Source organism: Proteus sp. MB838, assembly GCF_054767435.1.
The window spans coordinates 89,493-116,258 of record NZ_BAABMO010000003.1 but is presented as its reverse complement, the minus strand read 5'-3'; the positions used below and the strand labels follow the sequence as shown (position 1 = coordinate 116,258).

At 39.4% G+C, this 26,766-nt stretch carries 21 protein-coding genes and 3 tRNA genes; 13 read left to right on the top strand and 11 right to left on the bottom strand.

Annotated elements, in window-relative coordinates:
- Positions 1–5: 5 nt before the first annotated feature.
- From ACYUCW_RS02300 to rsgA, 7 genes are all read right to left on the bottom strand, one after another.
- Complete coding sequence (locus ACYUCW_RS02300; RefSeq protein ID WP_004249646.1) at positions 6–2,531, bottom strand: fimbria/pilus outer membrane usher protein; 2,526 nt, start codon at positions 2,529–2,531, stop codon at positions 6–8.
- Between the two features lie 12 nt (positions 2,532–2,543).
- The gene (locus tag ACYUCW_RS02295) at positions 2,544–3,203 is read right to left on the bottom strand and encodes a fimbrial biogenesis chaperone (protein ID WP_004249645.1); all 660 of its coding nucleotides are present in this window, start codon (positions 3,201–3,203) and stop codon (positions 2,544–2,546) included.
- A 64-nt stretch (positions 3,204–3,267) separates the two neighbouring features.
- On the bottom strand, positions 3,268–3,789 hold the full coding sequence (locus ACYUCW_RS02290; RefSeq protein WP_460408179.1) for a fimbrial protein: 522 nt from the start codon (positions 3,787–3,789) through the stop codon (positions 3,268–3,270).
- Between the two features lie 211 nt (positions 3,790–4,000).
- Complete coding sequence (locus ACYUCW_RS02285) at positions 4,001–4,864, bottom strand: LysR family transcriptional regulator (protein WP_004249644.1); 864 nt, start codon at positions 4,862–4,864, stop codon at positions 4,001–4,003.
- A gap of 1,302 nt (positions 4,865–6,166) precedes the next feature.
- A complete protein-coding gene (mscM, locus tag ACYUCW_RS02280) occupies positions 6,167–9,502 on the bottom strand; it encodes a miniconductance mechanosensitive channel MscM (protein WP_004249643.1) in 3,336 nt (1,111 codons plus the stop codon).
- A gap of 22 nt (positions 9,503–9,524) precedes the next feature.
- Complete coding sequence (asd, locus tag ACYUCW_RS02275) at positions 9,525–10,436, bottom strand: archaetidylserine decarboxylase (protein ID WP_004246309.1); 912 nt, start codon at positions 10,434–10,436, stop codon at positions 9,525–9,527.
- 88 nt (positions 10,437–10,524) lie between these two features.
- Entirely contained in the window at positions 10,525–11,583 is a 1,059-nt protein-coding gene (gene rsgA / locus ACYUCW_RS02270) for a small ribosomal subunit biogenesis GTPase RsgA (RefSeq protein WP_004246308.1), read from the bottom strand.
- Positions 11,584–11,698: 115 nt separating this feature from the next.
- Between rsgA and orn the strand changes: the two genes are divergently transcribed.
- The 4 genes from orn to ACYUCW_RS02250 all read left to right on the top strand — a co-directional run bounded on the left by orn (position 11,699) and on the right by ACYUCW_RS02250 (position 12,711).
- On the top strand, positions 11,699–12,244 hold the full coding sequence (gene orn, locus ACYUCW_RS02265) for an oligoribonuclease (RefSeq protein WP_004253041.1): 546 nt from the start codon (positions 11,699–11,701) through the stop codon (positions 12,242–12,244).
- 167 nt (positions 12,245–12,411) lie between these two features.
- Positions 12,412–12,487: transfer RNA gene (locus ACYUCW_RS02260), tRNA-Gly, on the top strand.
- A 32-nt stretch (positions 12,488–12,519) separates the two neighbouring features.
- Positions 12,520–12,595: transfer RNA gene (locus tag ACYUCW_RS02255), tRNA-Gly, on the top strand.
- Between the two features lie 40 nt (positions 12,596–12,635).
- Positions 12,636–12,711 (top strand) — tRNA-Gly (locus ACYUCW_RS02250).
- A gap of 132 nt (positions 12,712–12,843) precedes the next feature.
- Here the strand turns inward: ACYUCW_RS02250 and ACYUCW_RS02245 are convergent.
- The 4 genes from ACYUCW_RS02245 to queG form a co-directional block, all read right to left on the bottom strand.
- Positions 12,844–13,170: a type II toxin-antitoxin system RelE/ParE family toxin gene (locus ACYUCW_RS02245; RefSeq protein ID WP_004249639.1), complete on the bottom strand. Its 327-nt coding sequence runs from the start codon at positions 13,168–13,170 to the stop codon at positions 12,844–12,846.
- 5 nt (positions 13,171–13,175) lie between these two features.
- Positions 13,176–13,445: a type II toxin-antitoxin system Phd/YefM family antitoxin gene (locus tag ACYUCW_RS02240; protein WP_017628768.1), complete on the bottom strand. Its 270-nt coding sequence runs from the start codon at positions 13,443–13,445 to the stop codon at positions 13,176–13,178.
- Positions 13,446–13,787: 342 nt separating this feature from the next.
- The gene (locus ACYUCW_RS02235) at positions 13,788–13,910 is read right to left on the bottom strand and encodes a hypothetical protein (protein WP_257719946.1); all 123 of its coding nucleotides are present in this window, start codon (positions 13,908–13,910) and stop codon (positions 13,788–13,790) included.
- Positions 13,911–14,393: 483 nt separating this feature from the next.
- A complete protein-coding gene (gene queG, locus ACYUCW_RS02230; RefSeq protein WP_004246297.1) occupies positions 14,394–15,548 on the bottom strand; it encodes a tRNA epoxyqueuosine(34) reductase QueG in 1,155 nt (384 codons plus the stop codon).
- Between the two features lie 221 nt (positions 15,549–15,769).
- On the opposite strand from queG, the gene tsaE reads away from it, so the two are divergent.
- The 9 genes from tsaE (at position 15,770) to ACYUCW_RS02185 (ending at position 26,409) form a co-directional block, all read left to right on the top strand.
- Positions 15,770–16,237, top strand: coding sequence for a tRNA (adenosine(37)-N6)-threonylcarbamoyltransferase complex ATPase subunit type 1 TsaE (gene tsaE / locus ACYUCW_RS02225; RefSeq protein WP_036894015.1), 468 nt, complete (start codon positions 15,770–15,772; stop codon positions 16,235–16,237).
- A 13-nt stretch (positions 16,238–16,250) separates the two neighbouring features.
- A complete protein-coding gene (locus ACYUCW_RS02220) occupies positions 16,251–17,567 on the top strand; it encodes an N-acetylmuramoyl-L-alanine amidase (RefSeq protein ID WP_135091591.1) in 1,317 nt (438 codons plus the stop codon).
- 21 nt (positions 17,568–17,588) lie between these two features.
- Positions 17,589–19,598 (top strand): DNA mismatch repair endonuclease MutL, encoded by a 2,010-nt coding sequence (gene mutL, locus ACYUCW_RS02215; RefSeq protein ID WP_004253034.1) that lies wholly within the window; start codon positions 17,589–17,591, stop codon positions 19,596–19,598.
- A complete protein-coding gene (gene miaA / locus ACYUCW_RS02210; RefSeq protein WP_460408178.1) occupies positions 19,567–20,508 on the top strand; it encodes a tRNA (adenosine(37)-N6)-dimethylallyltransferase MiaA in 942 nt (313 codons plus the stop codon). Before mutL ends, miaA begins: the two co-directional genes overlap by 32 nt.
- Positions 20,509–20,617: 109 nt before the next feature.
- On the top strand, positions 20,618–20,908 hold the full coding sequence (hfq, locus tag ACYUCW_RS02205) for an RNA chaperone Hfq (RefSeq protein WP_004246291.1): 291 nt from the start codon (positions 20,618–20,620) through the stop codon (positions 20,906–20,908).
- A gap of 93 nt (positions 20,909–21,001) precedes the next feature.
- Positions 21,002–22,285 (top strand): ribosome rescue GTPase HflX, encoded by a 1,284-nt coding sequence (gene hflX / locus ACYUCW_RS02200; RefSeq protein WP_460408177.1) that lies wholly within the window; start codon positions 21,002–21,004, stop codon positions 22,283–22,285.
- A gap of 92 nt (positions 22,286–22,377) precedes the next feature.
- The gene (gene hflK / locus ACYUCW_RS02195) at positions 22,378–23,652 is read left to right on the top strand and encodes an FtsH protease activity modulator HflK (RefSeq protein ID WP_460408176.1); all 1,275 of its coding nucleotides are present in this window, start codon (positions 22,378–22,380) and stop codon (positions 23,650–23,652) included.
- A 2-nt stretch (positions 23,653–23,654) separates the two neighbouring features.
- A complete protein-coding gene (gene hflC, locus ACYUCW_RS02190) occupies positions 23,655–24,659 on the top strand; it encodes a protease modulator HflC (RefSeq protein WP_004246288.1) in 1,005 nt (334 codons plus the stop codon).
- Between the two features lie 451 nt (positions 24,660–25,110).
- The gene (locus ACYUCW_RS02185; protein WP_004249629.1) at positions 25,111–26,409 is read left to right on the top strand and encodes an adenylosuccinate synthase; all 1,299 of its coding nucleotides are present in this window, start codon (positions 25,111–25,113) and stop codon (positions 26,407–26,409) included.
- The last annotated feature ends 357 nt before the right edge of the window (positions 26,410–26,766 follow it).

The following is a 26,766-nucleotide window of genomic DNA, read 5'->3' as shown; positions in this document are numbered from 1 at the left end:
ATCACCTATCTGCAGTCCAGTTGTAAAAATTGAATTTTCTCGAGCGATAGATCGGCGTTTAATGTTGCTTGGCACTGTTCGGTAGCACTATTCCCCCATTTGGCTTGTAGTTGACTACTTGCAGGTACACCATTTAGGAAAACCTCACCATCATTAGCCACAATCCCACTGGAAATCACTTGTCCATCTTGGCTAATTTCAACTTGGCTACCGAATGGTAAAGGTTTACCGTTATAAGAGAGGTTCACTAATACTCTTGCACCCTTGCGAGCTTTAAAATCGGCTAAAACAATCGCGCCTTTCGTTGGGATCACTGTTGTTGAAGTGAGTTCCACATCGTTGTTTCCCTTTAAGGAAGCGGGATCAACCGTTACTCTATTGCGTTCATAACGGGAAACGTTAGGGATAACGGCATAACCTTGAGCATTGGTATATAAACTTTGTGCACTGCTAATTTTCAAATGATCAATATCTTCCGCTTTGATTAAAATAGCGGAGTCATAGATAGTGCGAGATGGGGTTATTCCATCTTGATGGATTAATAACGCGCCAGTTGCTCCCCAATTCACTGACTGGAAACGTTTATCATAGTTATAACCAGCACTGATTTCGCCGCCCGAAGCACTATAACTACCATTGATAGCACCGCTATATTCTTGGCGAGTATGGTTATAGTTTTGCGAAATATCATACTGAAGATTGTTATCTTCGAGACGAGTACCACTTAAACTTACAGAACTTATCGAATCACCTTGTTTACTGGTGTTATAACGATAACTTAACCAATTGTTATTGCTGGTCATATTGAACGGCAGGTTAAAGTTAATCGATAAAATTTGATCGGTTAATTCACTTTCTTGCCGTTTATTATAGGCATAAGAAATACTATAACTGAGTGAGCGATAATTAGAGTTAAAGCTTAGGTTGATATTGCGATCGACTCTATCTTGATACCAATAGTATTGCTGATAACCATTTAAAGAGAGGTAACCAAGCTCTCCTAATGCTTGCGATACTGAGATCTGAAACTGTTTTTTCTTACGATAAAGCTGTGAAAAGCGTTCATTCGTGGTTGAAAAATCATAATAATCTTTAGTTGAGTAGCGATAAGACGCTAATGAAAATCCTGTTTTGGTATCCGGTAAATATTTTGAATACTGGACACGATAAGATTGCCCTTGTGCTTTATGGTTATCGATAAGCGTGGTATTTGCATGAGTTATATCGGCTGAAATCGCCCCTAAATAACCCATATTTACGCCGGCACCTATCGCATAAGCTTGATAATCTGCTGAAAGTAGCGTACCTCCATAAAGGGAAAAATTATAAGGTAAGCCGTAAATGGCAGAAGCTTGTAAAAAGGTCGGTTTTCGCTCTGCGCTATCAGCATTATATTTCCCCAAGTCGAGACTATATTTTAAGTTCCCAGCTCGTTGCATCATGGGGACTGCAGAGAAGGGTTGGGAAAATGTACGTTTGCTCCCATCAGCTTCTTCAACAGTCACTTGTAAATCACCACTATAAGAGGTGGGATAGAGATCTGATATTTCAAATTCACCGGGAGGAACAGAGGTTTGATAAATAACACTATTATTTTGGCGAATAGTCACCATTGCGTTGCTTTGTGCAATTCCTCTTACAACAGGAGCAAAGCCACGCTGACTTTGTGGCAACATGCTTTCATCTGAGGCTAATTTAATACCACGATAAGGAACACTTTCTAACACATCATTACTTGATGCGGTTTCACCTAGTGTTAATCGACTTTTTAAACGGCGGATATCGCGTTCAACGTAAGTTTGTAGACTGTTCCATTCTGCGGCGTTATCACTATTTTTGTTGTAAGTGCTGTGATTACGTACACGCCAAGCGCCTAGATTAATACCACTGCGTAATCCTAAAAAGATATTGTCACTGTCTTTTTGGTCTCGATACCAATATTTATTCTGACGATAGGTGTAATTAATAAAGGCTGCATTAATCCCATCATTCCATTCTGTGGGAGATATATAACCTTGCCCATAGTTATATAATGCAATTTGTGGGATCGAAAATGATAATCGCGCACGTGAAAAATCATATTTATATGTAGCATTAGGAATAACACGAGCAATATCCGTTATTTTACTACTATCAGGTTGTTGGCTAAACGCGTCTGTAACGGACCCTTTGACTCCCCAATTGAGTAAATCCTGTTTACTGATTTCAGGCGCCAGCACTTTTTTATCGTCATCAAAAATAAAACGAATTTGACGATTATCGATAAGTTTATCGTTAAGATAAATATCGACAGAATAGACACCTGGAAGTTGTCCTCCTGCATAGGACAGGTAATTCAGACTGTTAATATCTGCAACGTGATTTTCGATACCTAAATTAAGTGCTTCAGGATTAAAAATATCTTCAGCAAGAACAGTATAAGGGAATAAAACAGTCGTGATAGCAATAGCTAACACTCCACGACGATAAAGATTATCTGCCATGTTGATGGGTAATCGTTTTGTAGATACTGCTATCATAGAAAAAGTCATCGCCGTATACTCTTAATTTAATACTTTATCTACAGTCGCACCGTAATCATTGATAAATTGAACGGTAACTTTCTGCGGAATATGATTTTCTTTTAGCAAGACCACTTCTTGGTGAGGATTAACAAAATCATTAAATGGGTAGCGTTTATCACCCACTAAGATATGTTTAATTGTCAGGTGATACGGCGTATCGTTATTTATTACTAACCCTTTATTTTGTTTAGATAATTTCACCTTATCAAAATCAAGTGGTTCAATATCATGGGCACGGAGAAACAATTTAAATTGAGAGTTAATCACTAATTGGAGTTGATTCTCTGGACTTTTTTCCATCGGTGGAATGGATTTGATATTGAGCCAATAAACCACTTCTTGGTTTGATGCCAAAGGTGCTCCGGTATATGAAATTCGCGCCGTGCCTGAACTATCTGGCTCAATACGAAATAGTGGAGGTGTTGCAATAAAAGGTGTTTTTTCATCACCTTGATAAGCTGAAACCCAACTTTGAATTAAATAGGGTTTTTCCTTATCCGTATTCATAATTGGAATACTGATTTCACGTAGATTATCGTCATAGACAAAACGTGTTCCTCCCACACTTATTCCAGCAGCTTGGCTAGCCGTTATGAGGGAAAATAGTAAAAATAATATTAGGAAAATATTCTTTTTCATAAGTGGCCATAAGTTTGAGGAGAGGTGAGAGGGTAATGGTGATTACCCTCATATTTATCATTTATTATTTATATTGGATGCTATATACAGCAGAGCCATTGGCAGGGCCTGGTGTTGCCGCATCAGTTGCTTTATAACGAGCAATGTAGTCTAGGTTAATTTCCGTACCTGTGATCTGTACATCTTGTGAATCGTCATACAGTTTGATTTGGGAAACAGCATCTTTCTCAAATAACGCGATACCTACGTTAGTTGCGCCACCAGAAACTTGATCTATAGCTAAGATATCTCTGTCGCTTGCATCACGAGTACCGCCAAAACGTACGGCTACCGTGGTATCAACAGGGCAGTCGATTAATTTAATGGTAAAATCTTTCAGGCCAGCAACTTCCCCTTTGGTTGCTAAGCTTTTAGAAGAAACTTTGCCTAAGTCGACGGTTAAGTTTTTAGAAGAGCCATCAACAGTACATGCTTGATCGGTTATTTCTCCCGTAAAGTTAATTGTGCCTGATGCTAAAGCAGCAGGTGCTGAGAATATAGAAAGAGTCACTCCTAATGCACAGAGTGATTTATTTAATTTGCTCATGATCGGTCCTATATAAAAAGTAAGCGAACTTACTTTTTAATCTATTTATAAGTATATATGTGTATAAATTTATTTGCATAGACAGTATGCCGATAAAATATAACACTGCTAATTTTTTAAGTTAATAAACATTTACATGAGTTTTTTTGTTCTTACATCAAATTATTTAATATGTCGTAATTTAATTAAAATGATTTTTTATTAAAAGTTTTTAGATATTTGTTGAATAGCTAATTGTTGATAATAAACTTTGCAAGTTTTCATTAATAAATGAATTTTTATTCAAATATAAATAGAATTTATATTCCTTCTCTTTTTTATGCGTTATTAATTGTTTTATTGTTTTTTTATTCAATTCATCTTGAATAAAAATAAGGGGGAGACGTGCATAACCTAAACCATGCTGAATTAAGCTAATTGCTGTCTCTACAGAGCCAACTTGAATGACTTGGGCCTGATTATCAGTATCGGGTGAATCAGGAGAAAGAGAAATACAGCTATGCCTTTGTAATTCCTGTAATAATTCCTCATCTTGTAGTTTCTGTAATGGGCTATCTGGATGTGATACTAAGGTAGTTGTAATGCTTTCTAAAACAATAGGTTGCAGTGATTTAATATAATAAGGTGACACAATTAAATCATATTCTTTTTGCGCTAAAATTTCTGATTTGCTGAGAGAATTCCTATAAATATTAATATCATACTGTTTATTCTGCTTAATAAATTGTGAGATTTTATTTAAAAAAAGATCAGCGACATACATTGGGTCAATTAGTACGTTAATTTTTAACTTATTGTTAATCTTGATGTTTTTTGCCTTTTTTTCTAGAGATAATGCTTTTTCTGTCACTTCTCGAGAAAGTGTTAGCAATAGTTCTCCCTCAGTAGTTAATACTGCGCGTCTTTTTTCTAAAGAAAGTATTTCTATACCCAAGGTTTGTTCTAACTTATTGATAGTATAGCTAATTGATGATTGAGTCCTATGTAACACATCAGCGGCTTGAGCAAAGCCACCGTAATCAACAACAGCTTGTAAGGTGATCCATTGGTCTAATGTTGTGCGGGATTTTTCCATAATGGAGTCCTTCTTATTATTGTTTATTAATAATGCATTTTAAACGAAGCTAGCAATATATCTTAGCATTGTTAATAGGTAATAATACGCATTTTTTTTGTGAGTTAAAAAAATATTAACATTATAAGTTGTAATGCTACTTTTTAATTAGAGAAGAATATTTATAGTTATTTTTTATTGTTATCTTTGAATATAACACTTAAATTTTTATTTTTTTATATGTAATTTTTATAACTATTGTTTTTATTTTCATTAATACTCCACTTAAGTTTTAGTATTTTTTTAATATAAATTGTTAATTGATGATTTATATTTCTTATTTGTGTTTTTTATTTTTCTTTTTTCATTTTATTTTTTTATTTTGTTTTTATTAAATATAAATATTAATTAATTTCTTAATTACTTATTTTTTAATAAATATGTTTATCTATTATATTTAAAAATAAAGATAAAAAAGAAATTGGCCAAGTTAGTGTTCACCTCGTGTGAAGAGAAAACAAACCTGCGTATATAATAAATTAATACACTTATCTTTTTTAGACTACTTGTTGGTGTTTCATATAGCAATTTGAATGATTTTTGCTACGTCACGCTGATGCAGCAAGGAAAAGGAGAGGATAATGATAGGTTAAAAAATAAACTAAAATTATTTGACTTAAGTTAAACAAAAATTAAATATGATAAAAATAAGTAAAATAAAATATCGAAAATAGTATTTTAATACTCATTTATTGAGTAAATTTAAGTATAAAAACGTATTTTTGTGATCTTTAGCAATAAAAAAAGATAGGCGTGTTTGCACAAATTTTTGAAGAATACAGAACAAATATGGCTTTTTATATTGCAAAAATTGATAAAAATTAAAATAAGAGAAAACAGTAAGCAACTAAGATGGTCGCTATTATTTCTTAATTCTTTACTTAGTAAGAAGGATCTTTGGTAATAAAAGAGATCTCTATAAGTAAATAGAAAACTAAGTAACATTTTATGATGTTCATATTCCAATATTGTATAATTATATATCGATAAAATAGTTTCATTGTGTTATTAATCATCAATTTTATTAAACAAAAAAGTGAAAAAAAAAGTTATTAATAGTGATAGGTAAACGGAGTGTGCATACCTATTGTGGTGTGACATGCGTCACACCAACAGAATAGCTGTTTATAACTGGCTGTTTGTATTGAATGCTAGGCGCATAACAGTGGTAAGAAGAGTGGTAACAAGAAGCAAAAATGCCACTATTTTGGTTTTTTCATTTAAATTAGTGGCATTTTTATTCAAAGTAATAGATGTAATTGACTACAATCCGCCTACTTCTCTTGGTGTTGCACGCATTGAAGTACTAATGGTATTACCCACCATATCTACCCGTGCTTGGAACGGCGGGAATGGTAATGGAATGCCATGCTCTGCAAAGGCTAGCAGAATATTTTGATGGATCTCATGTCTGGCTGGCATTCTATGTCCCATTTCTGCGGCATAAACACGTAACTCGAAGATTTGGATCCCTTGTTGTAGGTCAACCAAGTAAACCTCAGGAGCGGGGTTGTCTAAAATCATGGTAGAGCGTTTAGAGGCTTCTAATAAAACATTGGTCACTTGTTCACTATTGCAATCAGCTGGCGCAGGGATGGTCATTACGATACGTGTAATAGAGTCTGATAATGACCAGTTAATAAATTGCTCTGTAATAAATGCTTTATTAGGCACAATGATCTCTTTTCTATCCCAATCGGTGAGCGTGGTGGCTCGCGTATTGATTTTAGAAATATTCCCAGTCAAGTTACGGATAGTAACGGTATCACCAATACGAATTGGCTTTTCAAACAAGATCATTAACCCTGAGATAATGTTGGCAAAAATTTCTTGTAAGCCAAAACCAAGACCTACCCCCATAGCGGCAATTAACCATTGTAGTTTTGACCACTCAATACCTAATAATGAGAAACCAACAATACTGCCTATTAGGGTGATGCTGTATTTCGTTAAAGTGGTAATGGCATAACCTGTACCAGGTGTTAGATCTAAGTGTTGTAAAATTGCCAGTTCAAGCAGTGCTGGCAGGTTTCTTACCAATTGTGCCGTGATAATAATCACTAATATAGCGACTAAGATAGACCCCATGGTAATGGGCTGGATAGTATTGACGCCATTAACGGAGGAAGTCACATCCCATAGTCGGATATTATCGACAAAAGAGAAGGCTGTATTGAGCTCTGACCAGAGTAAAATCATGGACACGAGTGCAATCATGGTCAGAATAGAACGTACTAGACCAATAGATTGTGCACTAATCGCATCAAGGTCAATGGCTTGATCTTCCAACTCTAAGTTAGCGGTACTCTCACCACTGCTGCCAACAATGGTATTCTCATCTTCCCCTTTGGCTCGTTGAGCTAAAATTTCTGCCCGTTTTTGTTTGGCTCGTTCAAAGGCAAGCTTACGACGTTGGATCAGCATCCATCGTTGAATAATATGATAAATAATCAGCAAGGCAAACCAAATCGCCACAGACATCTCTAAGCGACCCAGTAATACGATGGAGGTTGAGAGATAGCCTAAGATAGCCGCGAGGGCTGCAAGAACAGGGGCAACAAGTAAGAACCACCATAAAATGGTATTTATCACATTATCACCAGAGCCATGTTTATCTAAGTAAAGCGGCACATGTGCCTTTTTTAGGCTTGAGGTAATAAAACTTAAAGCAATGCACAATAATAAAAAGCAAAAACGCCCAACCGTTGGCGCAAATTCTCTGTCACTATAGTATTCAAAGGTGATAAGCGACATCATTAACGGCACAATGACGAAAATCGACAGTTGATAAAAGCGCATCGCTTTTTTCACACGACTCTCTTTCCATTTAAATTGCGCGATAAATAACCCATTAGGGCGAGCAAAGGTAGCACTTATCATAAATAGCCATAGCACAGGGGCTGCGGCAGTTACACCATAACCAATCGCTCCCGCCATGGGATAACGCCATTCGACACTTTGTAAACCATATCCTACGGCAGACCATAATAGCGGTAGTGGTAAGGCGATTAATATTGACCAAAATACGGTACGCACCGTTAATGAGAAATGATCTTGAGTGACTTTACCAATGCGATTACTGACTCTTTCAAGAAACGCATTGTAATGCTTACGGGTACGAAGACTAAAACCGACAATAGATAGGGTGACCAGTAGATAGATAAAGGTATCTTGGTTTTTGAGCATGTTAACCGCAGCATGCCCTAATTGTGAGAAAGTATCTAATGAGAGTAGGCGAGTAATATCTTTAATTAATAAAACCGGATAATTGAGTTTTATTGGGCTGATATCGGCCACCCAGAACATATAGCGGTTTGTGGCATCTTTTGTCTCTTTTAAGGCATCCGCAAGTTGTGTTGTGGCTACTTTGAGTTTGGTTAACTCTAAGATTTGGGAGTCATAACCGGATAAAAGAGAATTGAGTAACTCTTGGCGCGCTTGAATGAGAGAGTCAAAAATATATTGCTGAGCTTCTGGTAGCTTTGAGCCATCGGCAGTTTCAGGAGGCTGGATTTTGCCTAGGTTTTCTAGCATCTCTTCATAGCCTAATCGCTCAACACGTAACTGAACGATATCTCTATCCAGCTCTTGAGAGCGGGGCATTTCAGGTAAGCGAGCCAATTGTGTTCTTAATGCTTCACCTAATGCCGTAGAGCCACTTAACCATTGGGCTTGCTCTCGAATGGTTGTGAGTGTCTGTCTTACTTGTTGGGTTTGTTGTGTTGTTAGACGCTGTTTTTCGGTTAACTCACTCATTTCTTGCGTCTGTTTATTGAGGATCTGAGAAAGTTGACGGTTAGTCTCGATTTGCTTAGTCAGAAACTCGGGGAGTTCGCCCCCTTGCTCGGCGAGCATCTCTGTCTTTTCTAAAGCGAGATCTGCCACTTCTTGGCGCTTAATATTCAGTAAACTACGCAATTGTTGCAGTTGTACATCAAGTCGTTGATAACGTTTTTTAAATAGCTCCAAGCGCAATCGAGTAATTTCTTGACGATTATTAGCAGAAAGTTGCGCCATTTCCAGCTCATTAACCATCGCTTTTCGTGCTGTGACTTCAGCTTGGGTTAATTTATTTTGTGCTTCTGCTAGTGGGGTGTTTGATGCCCCTATTGCCGCTAAACGCGCCGTTGCATCACTTAGTAAACGACGAGCTTCTGAAAGTTGCTGAGGGAGTAAATTGAGTGATTCGCTGATTTCACGGCTTTTATCTTGCTCTTGTTGTTGTAGCCGAGCTTGTTCCATCAGTTGGCTACTCACTTGAATGATTTTTTGCTCAAGCTCAGGAATAGTAATTTTTTCTGGAATTGTTGGAACTGAGTGACTCTCTTCGAGTAATTTAGCCCTTAGCTCTTGAGTGATCTGCGGATATTCATCAATAGTCTTTTGATAATTATCCGCATTAACTTGAGCTTTTTCACCATCATTTATCCAATTGATGGTGCCTTGTAGCGCCTGAACAGTTTCAATATCTTGAGGATTAGTACTGCCTTCAAGTTGTTTGATATCTTGACGTAATTTATCAACATCCGCAGCAAACACCGAAGTATTGAATGAGATAGTCAGAAAAAAGCTAAAAAGTAGACTGATTATCAGGCGCACAAGGTTTACTCCGAATTACGAATTATTCATTAATGGTATTATTATCGCAGGCCTTATGATCAGTGCCTGTGGCATTAATGATAGAGCCTAGTAGTTCTCCCATTAATGTTACAGAGCCGTTCATCAGATCTTTATTTAATTGAACACTATTTTCAGGGAAGAGGTTAATAACGGTCGAGCCTAATTTAAAGCGTCCCATCTCTTCACCTTTTTTCAGAAATATAGCGCCAACTTTATCCGCTTGAGGATAAGTCCAACGTTTAATAATACCTTCACGTGGTGGTGTTACCATGCCACACCAGACCGTTTCAATACTCCCTACAATGGTCGCTCCAACAAGAATTTGTATCATGGGACCAAATTGGGTGTCAAAAAGGCAAATAATACGTTCATTACGAGCAAATAAGTTAGGAACATTTGCCGCAGTTAAAGGATTAACAGAAAAGAGATCGCCGGGGACATAAATCATCTCTTTTAATAACCCATCGCAAGGCATATGAACACGGTGGTAATCCCGTGGTGAAAGATAGGTTGTAATAAATTGTCCATGGCGGAACTGGTCGGCCAAGGTAAAATTACCTGCTAGCAACGCTTCAAGGGTGTAAGAGTGCCCTTTGGCTTGTAAAATTTGATCGTCTTGGATCTGACCAAGCTGACTGACAGCGCCATCTGCGGGGAGAGCCAGTTGGTTATCTCCTTCAACAATAGGGCGAGCGCCATCTTTTAATGCACGAATAAAAAACTCATTAAATGTTGCATAAGCCTGAAATTGGCTCTCTTTCGCTTCATTCATATCAACTTTATATGCGCGAGCAAACATTTTGATAGCAAATTGAGTAACGCTACCTGCTTTTTTATTGGCAAACCAACCAGCTAGCTGTGTTAGCCATAATTTAGGCAATAGATACTGTAGTTTAATTTTTAGCTTGTCCAAAATGGCAACCTCTGGGATCGAACGATAAAAAATCGACAAAAGGGGTCTATTGTACCCACCCTTAATAGGGTTGTCAGTGAATCTATGCTTAAGAGTCTAAATTAATATTTTTACGCACTTTCACCTGACTCATACTTTCTAAAATACGATGATAGTTTTCAAATCGGGTTGGTGCGATTTCACCTTTATCTACGGCTTCGGTGATCAAGCAACCCGGATCGTCATTATGCTTACAATCACGGAATTTACAGCCCCCTAAGAAAGGTCGAAACTCAATAAAACCTTTGGTCACTTGCTCAGGTGTTAAATGCCACAAACCAAATTCACGTACCCCCGGTGAATCAATAACATCGCCTCCTAGAGGAAAATGGTAAAGACGCGATGCGGTGGTGGTATGTTGTCCAAGCCCTGAGTTGTCAGAGACTTGATTGACCAGAATACTTTCTTCCATTGGTGGTAAGAGAGTATTGAGAAGGCTCGATTTACCCACACCTGACTGGCCAGCAAAAATAGAGATGCGGCCAATTAATGCTTGAGTTAATGCTTCTAATCCCTCTTTGGTATAGCTTGAGACTTCAAGCACTCGATAACCAATATCTTTATAAATTTGCATCCACTCACTTACCATCGCTCGGCTTTCTGCATCTAACATATCGACTTTATTCAATACAATAAGGGGTTCGATATTTAAGGTTTCACAAGCCACTAAGTAGCGGTCGATAATATTAAGTGAAAGCTCAGGTAAAATGGCTGAAACAATAATAATTTGATCAATATTAGCGGCAATAGGCTTAATACCATCATAATAATCTGGGCGAGTGAGTACAGAAGTACGCTCATGAACAGCTTCTACAATGCCATTGACGCGCACATTTTCTTGGGTTTGTAATGCAGGGCGCCACACCACTCTATCGCCTGTGACTAGGGATGAAATAGTACGGCGAATATTACAACGGGTAATAGAGCCATCTGCAGCTTCAATATCTGCATGTTGCCCAAAGCGACTGATAACGAGGCCTTCGGTCGCTTCGCCTAATTGTGTATCGTCTAATTCAACGTGATTTTTTTTCTCTTTGCTTTGCAAACGCTTTTTATGATTTTCTTGTACTCGGCGTTGCTGGCCTTTAGATAATTTACGTTTTGTCACCGATCCTCACTTGTGTTATTCGGTTAGATGTTCTTTTGTCGTGCTTATTGAGTAAACGCGCTATGATAAAGGTTAAAATATCATGTCTCACTCTAAGAAACAGCTAGGATATATTATGTCAAAAAGCGAGAACAATCTTATCTGGATAGATCTGGAAATGACTGGCCTTGATCCTGAACGCGATCGTATTATTGAAATTGCCACTATCGTCACCGATCCCCAACTTAATATTTTAGCTGAAGGTCCCGTTATTGCCGTACATCAATCGGATAAATTACTCGCCTCGATGGATGAATGGAATACTACAACACATACGGCAAGTGGTTTAGTTCAGCGGGTTAAAGAGAGTCAGTATGATGATGCGGCTGCACAACAAGCCACTATCGAATTCCTTGAAAAATGGGTGCCACAGGGTGCATCACCGATCTGTGGTAATAGTGTGGGGCAAGATAGACGTTTTCTATTTCGCTATATGCCTGAATTAGAAAAATATTTTCATTATCGTTATCTCGATGTCAGTACACTAAAAGAGTTAGCTCGTCGTTGGAAACCTGAAATCCTTGAAGGATTTAAGAAAAAAAATACTCATCAAGCGTTGGATGATATTCGAGAATCTATTGCTGAATTAGCCTATTATCGCCAAACCTTTATTAAAGAGTAGAAATTAGCGGATTGATGGCTGATATTGCACCATTGTGACGATTTTATCGTCATGCAATCAAAAAAACGCATTTTTTTACTGATAAGGGCTTGCGGTTAAGCATTTTTCTCGTATAATGCGCTTCCCGTACCGATGAAGAATTTCGTTTGTACGGGTGTAAGAAAGACGCGGGAATAGCTTAGTTGGTAGAGCACAACCTTGCCAAGGTTGGGGTCGCGAGTTCGAGTCTCGTTTCCCGCTCCAATCTTTCTTCGATAGTTATCAGTATTAGCGACGCGGGAATAGCTCAGTTGGTAGAGCACAACCTTGCCAAGGTTGGGGTCGCGAGTTCGAGTCTCGTTTCCCGCTCCAAATCTTTCTTCGATAATTATCAGCACAAAACTTACCAAATGCGGGAATAGCTCAGTTGGTAGAGCACAACCTTGCCAAGGTTGGGGTCGCGAGTTCGAGTCTCGTTTCCCGCTCCAAATCTTCTTCCAAAGACTTCAATAAACTCAGTAAATTCTTATAAATCAAAGCGTTTGTCGTAATAGCATTAGCTAAGTTGTTTTTAGAAGTCGGCCTGTCTCTCTATGATAAGAATATACAGTAAGATATTTTTACCCTAAAAGTCGCCGAGTAAGCAGGGCTTGCATGTCTCGTCTGCCATCCGCAATAATAAAGATAACCACTTGTTTTGCTATTGTGTGATAGATGACACGATAAGGTTTAAAAAAGATTTGCCGATATTCACGAATACCTAAACTTTGTAATTCCTTTGGAATACAGCCTTTCATAGGAAAGTTAGCCAGTGTATTAGTGACCTTAAGCAGCTCATCTAATACATAATCTACATTATCTATGCTGTCGTGGTCGGCAATATAGTTATTGATGTCCTCTAAGTCTGTTTCGGCATCTTTCGTCATTACCACTTTATAGGACGCCATTGCGATTATTTCCTTTTACTTTTTAAACGCTGAACAACGCTTTTTATATCTTTTACTTCACCTGCTTCAACTTGTTGCTGACCTAACGCCAATATTTTAAGTAAGGCTAATGTTTCCTGTGTCTCTTCATAAAAGGTAATATCCTGAATAACCGCTTTTGCTTCGCCATTTTGAGTAATAATCATCGGTGCACCAGATTCAGTGAGTTTAGTCATCACTTCGGCGGCATTAGCTTTTAAATAACTAATTGGTTTGATTTGTTCTGAGTAACGCATATCTACCTTAATCAATAAGACTAAATTAAGTCTAAAAAAAGTCTAATCTGAGTGTGAAGAGATAAAAGCTAAAATGCAATATAGAAAACCTTTAGCGAAAACCGCTTAATGAACAGTCCAACTCTATGAGGTCACTTCAACAGGGCGGGGAGCAGTCACGCATAAGCAACAATACAAAGCGTTATTTTGTTTAATAACACCCAAATAAAGCTATTGCATTCTAAAAGTCACAAGGACATAACTATGGACAGGAAATAGCAATGCTTGTATAAAATATAACCAAAAAATCTTTATTTTCTCTCTCACTTTTTAAAAATGAGTCTACACTGTGGTAGGTGCAGATCAGCGATTGTAGCTAATACACTTAAAGCGAGTGACCCATTGCAGTGCAGAAAAAGGGAAATCGATAACAGCAAGAAAGATCAAGCTATTTTTTTGTGATCTATCTTTGATCTTTGCTTGCATTTCTATTTAGCCAGCACTAGAATGTGCGCCTTTCCTCGTTTAGGGGGGAGCTAAACCTCAGATCAATTTTTGTTGTTTAGGTTTTTATTCTGTTAAATATACTTTGAAGAGTATTTTTTATGAAGAAAAGTGTTTTTATGACTTTTCTTTGGAAAAAAGAGCCCGAGTTCTACTTATCTTAATATTCTTATCGAAATAAATTATCCACAATAAGATGCTCATAATCCTTGCATCTAGCACTAATTTATTTTTTTACTGCACAGAGTTATCCACAGGCTGCTATCATTGAGTCATTAGCATATTATGCTAGTGAGTTAAATATTGCTTTTATCTATCCAATTGATAAGTAAGTTTATTTTTATTTTTTTTTAATTTGTGCCACACTTCGCTTGAATTTTTTCTTCATATTGATAGACAAAGAGTTTTTATTTTATTCACAGGTGAAATTATCTCATCTTATGAGTATGCGTATCATGTTAAAAACTAAGCATCACGAGGTAGGCCCTTAGTTATTGCCCTTACTAGACGTTTTTGTTGTGAAGTCTGTATTTTTAGTGTTTTTTCTTCTCTTTTGGCTTTCTGTTGGGCGATAGCCCAGTGCAAATGTTCATCTAAAACCTCCCCTAAACCAAAGCGCTCTTGCAAGGCCAGTACAATTTTGTCCTGATAAGGGGCATTGCCTAACGCAACACTAATATTTCTTAGCCAACGTAAATAGCCAATTCGTCGGATCGGTGAACCTTCTGTAATACGCAGAAATTTTTCTTCACTCCATTGGAATAGATCCAGCAATTCTGGTGTATGTAAGGCACGGCGCGGAGAAAAATCATCTTCCTCTGTGAGCGAAGAAAAACGATTCCATGGGCAAATTAATTGGCAATCATCACAACCATAGATACGATTGCCCATCAAAGGGCGAAATTCTTCAGGAATAGCGCCTTCAAGTTCAATCGTTAGGTAAGAAATACAGCGACGAGCATCAATGGTGTAAGGCTCTACGATGGCGCCTGTTGGGCAAGTGGTCATGCAAGCTACACATTTACCGCATTGCTCTTCAACGGGAGAATCAATAGGCAAAGGTAAATTAATTAATAATTCACCGAGAAAAAACCAAGAGCCGGCCTGATTATTGATAACAAGTGAGTGTTTACCAACCCACCCAAGGCCAGCTTTCACGGCCAATGGTCGTTCCATTATCGGCGCTGAATCAACAAAAGGGCGAAAATTAACAATACCTTGATATTCAAACTGTTGGCAATATTGCGTAATTTTTTCACCTAATTTTTTAAGGCGTTGTCTTAATACTTTGTGATAATCTCTACCCAATGCATAACGGCTAATATAGCCTTGCTCTGGATTATTAAGGGTACGAGCAAAAGCGGCATCTGTTGGCAAATAGTTCATTCTGACGCTGATCACACGCAATGTGCCCGGCACCAATTCATGGGGTCTTGCTCGAGTCATGCCATATTTAGCCATCCATGCCATTTCACCATGATACTGTTTATCTAACCAAGCTTGTAAACGAGGCTCTTCGAGCGATAAATCAGTATCGCAAATTCCTGTTTGTTGGAATCCTAGTTCAGTTCCCCAACGTTTTATATTTTGAGCAAGGTGATGAAGATCGAGTGATGACATGAGCAACCGAAATAATAGCTAATAGGTGAGTCCTAAGAGTGCGCAGTGTATCATAGTGCAACGATAGGAAAAATCCTCGTAAGAAATAGATTTATGGTATGGTTATTTGAAATTGATTCTGATAATAATTTACTTTAAGTGAATATAAAAATGGTCTGTTTGCATGTGCTCTAACATGCTATTAACTAAGTCGTTATTACCTAACAATAGATTGTATGAATATGAAAGAATGGGTTGTTACATTAGAAAATGAAGCTGCAACAGTAAAACTAGGGCATTCAGTCGCAATGGCGACAAATAACCAAGGGCTTATTATTTATTTATTTGGTGATCTAGGGGCCGGGAAAACCACCTTTAGCCGCGGATTTTTACAAGCTTTAGGTCATCAAGGTCATGTTAAAAGTCCGACATATACCTTGGTAGAGCCTTATATGCTGACACCACGCCCAGTCTATCATTTCGATCTTTATCGCTTAGCTTCAGCGGAAGAGTTAGAATTTATGGGGATACGTGACTATTTTGCACAAGATCCACTGTGTCTCATTGAATGGCCTTCTCAAGGGGAAGGGTTTATACCTAATGCGGATTTAGAGCTTCATTTAAGCTATGAAAATGAAGGTCGTAAAGCCCATTTTATTGCCCTTTCACAGAGAGGGAATGCTGTTTTATCCCGTATTCAGTCTGCATAAAGGAATATTGATTATGTCGAGTCTCATCACTATTGTGAGCCAATGTCAGCGTTATATTGCCACCTTTTTGTTGGTTGTTCTGTCACTTTTTGTGGTGCAAATAGCACAAGCCGCTACGGTAACAGAAGTGAAGGCCGAAAATGGGGATGTGGCTACAACACTTACATTTTCGTTTAGTGGTGGGAAACCAAGCTATAGATATTATTCACTGAAAAATCCAGATAGGTTAGTGATGGATTTTAAGCAAGGTAGCCAAATAACGGGTTTACCTGTGACATTAAATCGTCAGCAATTAGCACAAAAAATTCGCACGACACAATCAAAAGATAGCCAATATCAAAGTATGGTGGTAGAGCTTGCCAAACCAGTGGTGGTGACGGAGCGCTTATTAAATAGCAATGGTGAATATAAGTTAGTACTTACTATCAAACCTATTAATGCTCGACAAAATAACAATACATCAACGACGGTCAGTGTAGTGGCGTTATCAGCAAACAAAGCCACAAATACGGTGGCTAATCAACAGATGGCGCCTTTGGTGACTACGCCTAAGCAACCCGTTGCACCTGTAGTACCGGTAAAGCCTCGCACAACCTCGAATAAGCCCGCGTCGAGCGATCGGCAAATAATTATTGCGATTGACGCAGGGCATGGGGGTCAAGATCCCGGCGCTATTGGGCAAAAAGGTAATCGTGAAAAAGATGTTACCTTAAGAGTGGCAAAAAAATTAGAAGCGATTTTGCGTAATGATCCTATGTTCAAACCCGTTTTAACCCGCAATGGCGACTATTTTATTTCTGTTGCTGGACGCTCTGAAGTGGCCCGTAAGCAAGGTGCCAATATGTTAGTGTCTATTCATGCCGATTCTGCACCTAATCGCAGTGCGCGCGGGGCATCTGTTTGGGTATTGTCAAATCGTCGCGCGAATAGTGAATTAGGTAAATGGCTTGAACAAAGCGAAAAACAATCAGAGCTTCTCGGTGGCGCCGGTGATGCACTCGCAGAAGGGGTTGATCCCTATTTAAGCCAAGCGGTATTAGATTTACAATTTGGTAATTCACAGCGTGTAGGCTATGACGTTGCGGTAGCGGTGTTATCTGAACTTAGAAAAGTAGGATCATTACATAAAAAAACACCAGAGCACGCCAGCTTAGGGGTTTTACGTTCACCTGATATTCCGTCTATTTTGGTCGAAACAGGTTTTATTAGTCATGCCGCTGAGGAACAATTGCTGATTTCAGATGCTTACCAAGAGAAATTAGCCGCTTCAATCTATGCCGGATTAAAAAATTACTTTCTCGCTCATCCCTTACAGAATGGGCCAAAATAAAGATAAACGTGGGATAAGGTAATGGCGATTAATTTATTACCTCCTCAGTTAGCAAATCAGATTGCAGCAGGGGAAGTCGTTGAAAGACCCGCTTCTGTTGTTAAAGAGTTACTTGAAAACAGCTTAGATGCGGGTGCGACAACAATTGATATCGATATCGATAAAGGTGGCGCTAAGCTAATTCGTATCCGCGATAATGGATGCGGCATTTCCCGTGATGATTTGAAGTTAGCACTTGCTCGCCATGCAACAAGCAAAATATCGACACTGGATGATCTTGAAGCCATTATGAGCATGGGGTTTCGTGGTGAAGCCTTAGCCAGTATCAGCTCTGTATCACGTTTAACCTTAACATCTCGTACCGCATCTCAAGAGGAGGCTTGGCAAGCCTACGCCGAAGGGCGTGATATGACAGTGGCAGTCAAGCCAGCAGCACATCCGGTGGGGAGCACAGTTGAAGTGCTCGATCTTTTTTATAACACTCCTGCAAGACGTAAATTTTTACGTACCGAAAAAACAGAGTTTGGTCATATAGATGAAGTAGTACGTCGTATAGCCTTATCCCGCTTTGATGTGTCAATTAATTTAACCCACAACGGTAAGCGGGTGCGTCAATATCGCGCTGCGAAAGAAACTCATCAGCATCATCGTCGTTTAAGTGCTATCTGTGGTAATCATTTTGTTGATCAAGCAATGCAACTGACGTGGGAGCATGGTGATCTGGCAATAAAAGGCTGGGTAGAGCATCCTTTAGCTCCAGTGCAAAGCAGTGAAATACAGTACTGTTATGTCAATGGGCGCATGATGCGCGATAGATTGATTAACCATGCTATTCGTCAAGCATATGAAGGTTATTTGCAAGGTGAACAGCAACCCTCTTATGTGCTTTATTTAACCGTCGACCCTCATCAAGTGGATGTCAATGTGCATCCTGCCAAACATGAAGTGCGTTTTCACGAATCGCGCTTAGTACACGATTTTATCTATCAAGCTGTCCTGAGTGTGTTAAGGCAGGTTACAGAAGATACGTTATCTTTAGATGAAGAGGATAATGGGGCTTTAACTGCCACAACATTTCCTGAAAATCGCCAAGTTGCGGGAGAAAATGTTTTTTCGCAGCCTTATCAAGCACCAGTAACCTCATCTACGCAAAAAAAGAGCACGGGAGCTTACCAAGGAAGTGCAGGAAAAGGGTTAACAGATACGCAAAAGAGTCCCCAAAAAACGCTAGATACACGTCAGTTTGGTGAGAGTTATCAACGTACGCAAGGCATGCTTTATCAAAAAATGATGCAAGAAAGTGCGAGCGATGTTGAAAATAAAGAAAAAATACCCCTATTTCCCCCTCGTCCCCCATTGAATTTAGTTGATGTTGGTCATACAACTAATAACAATGAAACAAATGTAATTTCAGTGGTGCCTCGTTCTGTTAATGCCAGCGCAGCGCAAACAGATTATACTTTTGGCCGGGTATTGGCGATTTATCAGCAGAAATATGCGTTAATTGAATCTTCGCAAGGTCTAGGGCTGTTAGCATTGGAAGAAGCTGATTTTCTGTTAAAATGTGCCCAGTTATTGCCAGAAAATGAAAATCTGAAACCCCAACCTTTGCTAGTGCCTTTAAAAGTCACACTCAGTAAAGATGAAATTAATACATTTAAGCAGTTTCAGGCGTTAATCAGTGATTTTGGGATTGTTATTGACATCTCTCATGGTAAAGCGACGATCCATGCGGTCTCGTTGCCGTTGCGACAGCAAAATTTACCTGTATTACTGACAAAGCTATTAGCTTATTTGGCAACAGAAAAATTATGCTCTAAACAACAAATTGGGCATTGGTTAGCAAAACAGTTAAGTCATGAGTCGGGTGTTTGGTCACAGGCTCAGGCAGTAGGATTATTGGCTGATATTGAACGATTATGTCCACAATATGTCAGACAGCCGTCCAAAAACTTATTACAATTAATAGAATTACAACCTGTGGTAGCGGCACTGAATAATGAGCGAAGTAAAAACGCAAATAAAACCTAAAGCAATCTTTCTGATGGGGCCAACAGCCTCTGGTAAAACCGCATTAGCCATTGCGCTAAGACAAAAACTACCCGTTGATCTTATTAGTGTTGATTCTGCTCTTATTTATCGTGGTATGGATATTGGTACTGCAAAACCGGATGAGACAGAGCAGTCGCTTGCACCACATCGTTTAATTGATATTCTAGATCCCGCATTACCTTATTCTGCCGCAGACTTTCGTAAAGATGCGTTAAAAGCAATGGAAGAAATTACGGCTGCAGGACGAATTCCACTATTAGTGGGCGGGACTATGCTATATTTTAAAGCGTTATTAGAAGGCTTATCGCCTTTGCCCAGTGCTAATCCAGAAATTCGTGCTGAAATCGAAAAAAAAGCAGCCGAACAAGGGTGGGAGGCAATTCATCAAGAGCTAGCATCCGTCGATCCAGTTGCGGCCAAACGGATCCATCCTAATGATCCTCAACGCCTTTCTCGTGCACTGGAAGTTTACCTGATTTCAGGTAAATCGATGACAGAATTAACTCAAATATCAGGCGAAGCATTGCCTTATGATGTTTATCAGTTTGCGATTGCTCCGAAAGATAGAAATGTACTTCATCAACGCATTGATGCACGTTTTAAACAGATGTTAACGTGTGGCTTTGAAGATGAAGTAAAATCATTATACCAACGGGGCGATCTGCATGAAGATTTACCTTCTATACGTTGTGTCGGCTATCGCCAGATGTGGTCATATTTATCCGGCGAAATCGACTATGATGAGATGGTTTATCGAGGGATCTGCGCTACCCGGCAATTAGCGAAGCGACAAATCACTTGGTTAAGAGGTTGGCATGATGTTCATTGGTTAGATAGTGAAGATTTTGAACAGTCTCTTAACACTGTTTTGCAGGTAGTTAGTGCATAGATGGTAGGTTTGTGTAAAATTGATAGTTGCTAAAGTGCAATTTTTGAGTAGTTCATTTTTTCGAACCATTAGGTTCTAGTATAAAACAACAAAATAAGGAAAACATAGAATGGCTAAGGGGCAATCTTTGCAAGATCCTTTTCTGAACGCATTACGTCGTGAAAGGGTCCCTGTTTCAATCTATTTGGTAAACGGCATTAAATTACAGGGTCAGATCGAATCTTTTGACCAATTTGTTATTCTGCTGAAAAACACTGTTAGTCAGATGGTATACAAACATGCTATCTCTACCGTAGTACCTTCTCGTCCTGTTTCTCATCATAGCAATACAGGTACCAACCAAGCGGGTACAAATTACAGTGGCGGTAACGCGACTCAGCAGGATGATGTTGCAGAATAATTATCAAATATTATTCTTAATATAATAAAAACATAGGTAGGGAGACTTTACCTATGTTTTTCCTGTTTTTATAAAGTCCATGAGGTTTCGCCTTTGTTTGATCGTTATGAAGGTGGCGAATTAGCCGTTTTAGTGCACGTTTTCTTTTCGCAAGAAAAGGATATTGATGACTTGCAAGAGTTTGAATCTTTGGTGACATCTGCCGGTGTAAAACCAGTTCAAATTATTACAGGGAGCCGTAGAGCGCCTCACTCCAAATATTATGTGGGAGAAGGTAAAGCGGAAGAAATCGCAGAAGCAGTAAAAGCGAGTGGTGCAGATGTGGTGTTATTTAATCACGCACTCTCACCGGCACAAGAACGAAATCTGGAAAGACTTTGTGAATGTCGTGTAGTTGATCGCACGGGAGTTATCCTCGATATTTTTGCTCAACGAGCAAGAACTCACGAAGGAAAGCTACAGGTAGAACTCGCTCAGTTACGTCATTTATCAACCCGTTTAGTTCGAGGGTGGACACACTTAGAACGACAAAAAGGGGGGATTGGATTACGTGGCCCTGGCGAAACACAGCTTGAAACGGACCGACGTTTGCTCAGAGGCAAAATTAGTCAAATTCTAATGCGTCTAGGCAAAGTTGAACGTCAGCGTGAACAAGGACGACAAGCGCGAAGTAAAGCTGATATTCCAACGTTATCTCTGGTGGGTTACACCAATGCGGGTAAGTCGAGTTTATTCAATCGTATAACCTGTGCTGATGTATATGCTGCTGATCAGTTGTTTGCGACACTGGATCCTACCTTAAGACGAATTCAGGTCGATGATGTTGGTACCGTGGTGTTAGCTGATACGGTTGGTTTTATCCGACATCTACCTCATGATCTGGTGGCGGCATTTAAGGCAACGCTACAAGAAACACGTGAAGCGACATTGCTTCTTCATGTTATTGATGCCGCTGATAGCCGTTTTGAAGAGAACATTCATGCAGTTGAAAATGTATTAGAAGAGATTGATGCTCACGAGATACCGACACTGTATGTGATGAATAAAATTGATCTTCTTGAGGACTTCACCCCAAGAATTGATCGAAATGAAGATAATTTACCTGTTAGGGTTTGGGTTTCTGCACAAACAGGTGAAGGTATTCCTCTGTTATATCAGGCGTTGACAGAGCGCCTTTCAGGTGAGATCGCACACGTTGAATTGCGTTTACCGCCAGAAGAAGCAGGGCGATTACGTAGCCGTTTTTATCAATTACAGGCTATTGAGCGTGAATGGATTGAAAAAGACGGTAAAGTTGGGCTAATCACCCGAATGCCTATGGTAGACTGGCATCGACTTTGCAAGCAGGAGCCTACTTTATTGGATTACGCGGTCTGATAATTGGCCATACTAAAGAACATTAACTGAGAGCTGGCGATGAAATCGGCTCTTAAGCCTGATAAATCTAATCATAATAATGGAGCTAGAACATGGCGTGGAATCAGCCCGGTAACAACGGACAAGACCGCGACCCGTGGGGGAACCGAAACGGCGGTAATAATAACGGCGACGGGAACTCTAACGGTAATCAAGGAGGTCGGGATCGTAAAGCATCAGATCTCGATGATTTGTTCCGGAAACTGAGTGCAAAACTTGGCGGTTTCGGTGGTAAAAAAGGAGGAAACTCCTCTTCTGGGCAAAATGGCGGACCTCGTGGTAATACTGGAAACGTATTAGTTTCTCTTGCATTAGGTGCTGTGGTTGTCGTTTGGGCTGCCAGTGGTTTTTATACCATTAAAGAAGCCGAACAAGGTGTTGTGACTCGTTTCGGTAAATTTTACCAAATCGTCGAGCCTGGTTTAAACTGGAAACCGACTTTCATTGATGAAGTTCAGCCTGTCAACGTAAAAACCATCCGTGATTTAACTACGGGTGGCATGATGTTGACATCAGATGAAAACATGGTTCAAGTTGAGATAAACGTTCAATATGTTGTCTCAGATCCAGAAGCATTTCTCTTTAATGTCACAACGCCAATGAATAGCCTAGGACAAGCGACAGACAGTGCCGTCCGTGGTGTAATTGGTCGTTCAGAAATGGAAAAGATCCTGACATCGAACCGTTCAGAAATTCGTGATCAAACCCGTCAAGAATTAGAAGAGACGATCCGCCCTTATAAAATGGGGATCTCCATTGTGGACGTCAACTTCCAAGTTGCTCGCCCACCAGAAGCGGTAAAAGCGGCATTCGATGACGTAATTGCGGCACGAGAAGAAGAGCAGAAAACCATTCGTCAGGCTGAGGCTTATAAAAACGAAGTGTTACCATTAGCGAAAGGTAACGCACAACGTATGATTGAAGAAGCAACCGCTTATAAAACGAGTGTGGTGATGAAAGCAGAAGGTGAGGTGGCGAGTTTCGCCAAAATCTTACCTGAATATCGCGCAGCACCGGAAATTACTCGTGAGCGTCTGTATATTGAAACAATGGAAAAAGTGTTGTCGAAAACACGTAAAGTCATTGCCAATGACAAAGGTAACAGTATGTTGGTTCTGCCTTTAGAGCAAATGTTACGCCAGCAACCAAAAGCGCCAACGTCATTTAATAGTGTCACAGAGGCACCTGCGCGTATTTCAACCCCTACGCCAAGTACCAACACAACACCTACTCAGAAACCAGCAACAACTTATGGTAACGGTGGATATGGTAGCAATAATAGTGGTGGTTATGGTCAGCCTTATGGCTCTAATCAAGGAGGACAATAATCATGCGTAAAGTTATCGCTGTTGTTGCAGTTATTATTTTAGCGTTGTTGTACTCCTCAGTATTTGTCGTGCAACAATATGAACGCGGTATTATTTTACGTTTCTCGAAAGTGGTACGTGATGGTGAAAATAAACCGGTCGTTTATGAACCGGGTATTCACTTTAAAATTCCATTTATTGAGAATGTGAAAAAACTGGATGCGCGTATCCAAACGATGAATATCCAGCAAGATCGCTTCTTATCAGGTGAGAACAAAGACTTGTTAGTTGACTCTTATCTGAAATGGCGTATCAGTGATTTTAGTACTTACTACCTAGCTACTGGTGGTGGTAATACGATGCAAGCAGAAACCTTATTGCGTCGTAAATTTAGTGACCGTTTACGCTCTGAAATTGGTCGTATGAGTGTAAACCAAATTATCACTGATTCACGTGGTCGTTTAACCATTGATGTACGTAATGCGTTGAATGAAGGTACACCTTCTCGCGATAAAAGCGATGCAGATGATGCTATTGCTATTGCTGCGAAGAAAGTGGCAGAAGAGACCAAAGGTAAAGCCCCTGCTATCAATATGAACAGTATGGCGGCATTAGGTATTGAAGTGATTGATGTTCGTATCAAACAAATCAACTTACCAATGGAAGTTTCTGAAGCCATTTATCAACGTATGCGTGCAGAGCGTGAAGCGGTTGCTCGTCGTCACCGTTCACAAGGTCAAGAAGAAGCGGTGAAAATCCGTGCTGCGGCAGATAAAACAGTGACAGAAACCTTAGCTGAATCGGAGCGTGAATCGTTACGTATTCGAGGTGAAGGGGATGCGCAAGCAACTAAACTATTTGCTGATGCATTCAGTCAAGATCCTGACTTCTATGCGTTTATCCGTAGCTTACGTGCTTATGAGAATAGCTTTAATAAAGACGGTAATGACGTCATGGTGTTAAGTCCAGATAGCGATTTCTTACGCTATATGAAAGCACCAACTAAAGCGAGAGCGATTGAAGAGTAATCGTCATCGTTCAACAAAATAAATAATCATCCCCTAAGATAAAACTTAGGGGATTTTTTTAGCTTTTAATCAAGCAGATAGAATTAAAACAAATAAAGAAAATCGTTTTTTATTATTGAATGAAACGAAAAATCGCTCGCAACCATTTCCAAATTGCCTTTAGCTGAGATAGTATAAAGTGAAAATTGCATTTCAAGATAAACCTTCGGCAATCCCGAGGCGTCTTCTTAGCCATTTTCACTTTTATGTCACTCTGCTTCCTGTTTTTGCGATCAAAACTGTTGATAAAAATCACAAATATCTTGTGATGTGGTTTTTTCGGGCAAAAATATTGACAATGGCAAGATAATCTATTGCTTAAAAGCGGGGATGGCATAATTAGATAAAATCTACTGTAACTCTTGAATTGAGATGGTAGAATCCTTTTTTAAGCAACCGAGTGTATTTTGAAATGAGTAATAACGTTGTCGTATTAGGCACCCAATGGGGTGACGAAGGCAAAGGCAAGATCGTCGACTTGCTGACAGAACGCGCTAAGTATGTTGTTCGTTACCAAGGCGGACATAACGCAGGTCACACCCTAGTCATTGACGGTGAAAAAACCGTTCTCCACTTAATCCCATCAGGCATTCTTCGTGAAAATGTTGTCAGCATCATCGCAAACGGTGTCGTATTATCGCCAGAAGCACTGATGAAAGAAATGACACAGCTCGAAGAGCGTGGTATTCCTGTTCGTTCACGTCTACTGCTGTCAGAAGCTTGCCCATTAATTCTGCCTTATCACATTGCATTAGATAACGCCCGTGAAAAGGCGCGTGGTGAGAAAGCGATTGGTACTACGGGTCGTGGTATTGGTCCTGCTTATGAAGATAAAGTCGCACGCCGTGGTTTACGTGTTGGTGATCTATTTGATAAAAAAGCATTCGCTCAGAAGCTTAAAGAGATCATCGAATACCATAATTTCCAACTGGTTAATTATTACAAAGTTGAGCCTGTTGATTACCAAAAAACCTTAGACGATATCATGGCGATCGCTGATATCTTAACTGGGATGGTTGTTGATGTTTCTGACTTACTTTACAAAGCAACACAAAAAGGTGAGTTAGTGATGTTTGAAGGGGCGCAAGGTACTCTATTAGATATCGATCACGGTACTTATCCGTATGTCACCTCTTCAAATACCACCGCAGGTGGTGTTGCAACAGGTTCAGGCTTAGGTCCTCGTTATGTTGGTTATGTATTAGGTATCATTAAAGCCTATTCTACCCGTGTTGGTGCAGGTCCATTCCCTACAGAATTATTTGACGAAACCGGCGATTTCCTGCGTGAAAAAGGCCAAGAGTTCGGTGCAACAACAGGTCGTAGTCGCCGTACTGGTTGGTTAGATATTATTGCTATCCGCCGTGCTGTTCAAATCAACTCATTGTCAGGCTTCTGCATGACCAAACTTGATGTCTTAGATGGTCTGAAAGAAGTTAAAGTGTGTGTAGGTTATCGCTTACCAAATGGCGAAGTGATTGAAACTACACCATTAGCAGCAGATGATTGGGAAGGTATTGAGCCTATTTATGAATCTATGCCTGGCTGGAACGAAAGCACTTTCGGCGTTAAAGATAAAGCACAGTTACCACAAGCTGCGTTAAATTATATTAAACGCGTTGAAGAGTTAACTGGTGTGCCTGTTGATATTGTTTCTACAGGTCCAGATCGTTCAGAAACGATTATTCTCCGTCATCCATTTGATGCATAATTTATTGTATTAATTGGTTTGATGTGAAAATCGTCCCTGAAAATGACAGGGGCGATTTTTTCGTATCTGTAACAAAGCCGAACTGAGTCACTATGTTGATTAGCAATAAAACGAGAAACAGTTTCCCGCTCGGTTGCGTTTTTGTTTTAGGGCTATGGTCAGAAGTGAAATAAGATAACGTTATTTTGTTGTCAACTAAGAGAAGCGATCTGTTGAAAAGCGACAGGATCGCTTTTTCTTTGCCTGTGATATCGCTATTATTTTAATGGTTGTGGTGAGTAAGCCTAAAAGCGCGGACTTTTGAGTATATCTTTGCTAAATGTCCAAAAATTAAACATAATATTGCTTAATAAAATG

Coding starts and splice junctions, on each gene's coding strand:
- hflK (WP_460408176.1), top strand. CDS start 22,378: ATGGCGTGGAATCAGCCCGGTAACAACGGACAAGACCGCGACCCGTGG.
- ACYUCW_RS02245 (WP_004249639.1), bottom strand. CDS start 13,170: ATGGCGTCCTATAAAGTGGTAATGACGAAAGATGCCGAAACAGACTTA.
- ACYUCW_RS02240 (WP_017628768.1), bottom strand. CDS start 13,445: ATGCGTTACTCAGAACAAATCAAACCAATTAGTTATTTAAAAGCTAAT.
- ACYUCW_RS02220 (WP_135091591.1), top strand. CDS start 16,251: ATGTCGAGTCTCATCACTATTGTGAGCCAATGTCAGCGTTATATTGCC.
- queG (WP_004246297.1), bottom strand. CDS start 15,548: ATGTCATCACTCGATCTTCATCACCTTGCTCAAAATATAAAACGTTGG.
- ACYUCW_RS02285 (WP_004249644.1), bottom strand. CDS start 4,864: ATGGAAAAATCCCGCACAACATTAGACCAATGGATCACCTTACAAGCT.
- hflC (WP_004246288.1), top strand. CDS start 23,655: ATGCGTAAAGTTATCGCTGTTGTTGCAGTTATTATTTTAGCGTTGTTG.
- miaA (WP_460408178.1), top strand. CDS start 19,567: ATGAGCGAAGTAAAAACGCAAATAAAACCTAAAGCAATCTTTCTGATG.
- ACYUCW_RS02185 (WP_004249629.1), top strand. CDS start 25,111: ATGAGTAATAACGTTGTCGTATTAGGCACCCAATGGGGTGACGAAGGC.
- ACYUCW_RS02235 (WP_257719946.1), bottom strand. CDS start 13,910: ATGCAAGCAAAGATCAAAGATAGATCACAAAAAAATAGCTTGATCTTT.
- ACYUCW_RS02290 (WP_460408179.1), bottom strand. CDS start 3,789: ATGAGCAAATTAAATAAATCACTCTGTGCATTAGGAGTGACTCTTTCT.
- hfq (WP_004246291.1), top strand. CDS start 20,618: ATGGCTAAGGGGCAATCTTTGCAAGATCCTTTTCTGAACGCATTACGT.
- orn (WP_004253041.1), top strand. CDS start 11,699: ATGTCAAAAAGCGAGAACAATCTTATCTGGATAGATCTGGAAATGACT.
- ACYUCW_RS02300 (WP_004249646.1), bottom strand. CDS start 2,531: ATGACTTTTTCTATGATAGCAGTATCTACAAAACGATTACCCATCAAC.
- ACYUCW_RS02295 (WP_004249645.1), bottom strand. CDS start 3,203: ATGAAAAAGAATATTTTCCTAATATTATTTTTACTATTTTCCCTCATA.
- tsaE (WP_036894015.1), top strand. CDS start 15,770: ATGAAAGAATGGGTTGTTACATTAGAAAATGAAGCTGCAACAGTAAAA.
- mutL (WP_004253034.1), top strand. CDS start 17,589: ATGGCGATTAATTTATTACCTCCTCAGTTAGCAAATCAGATTGCAGCA.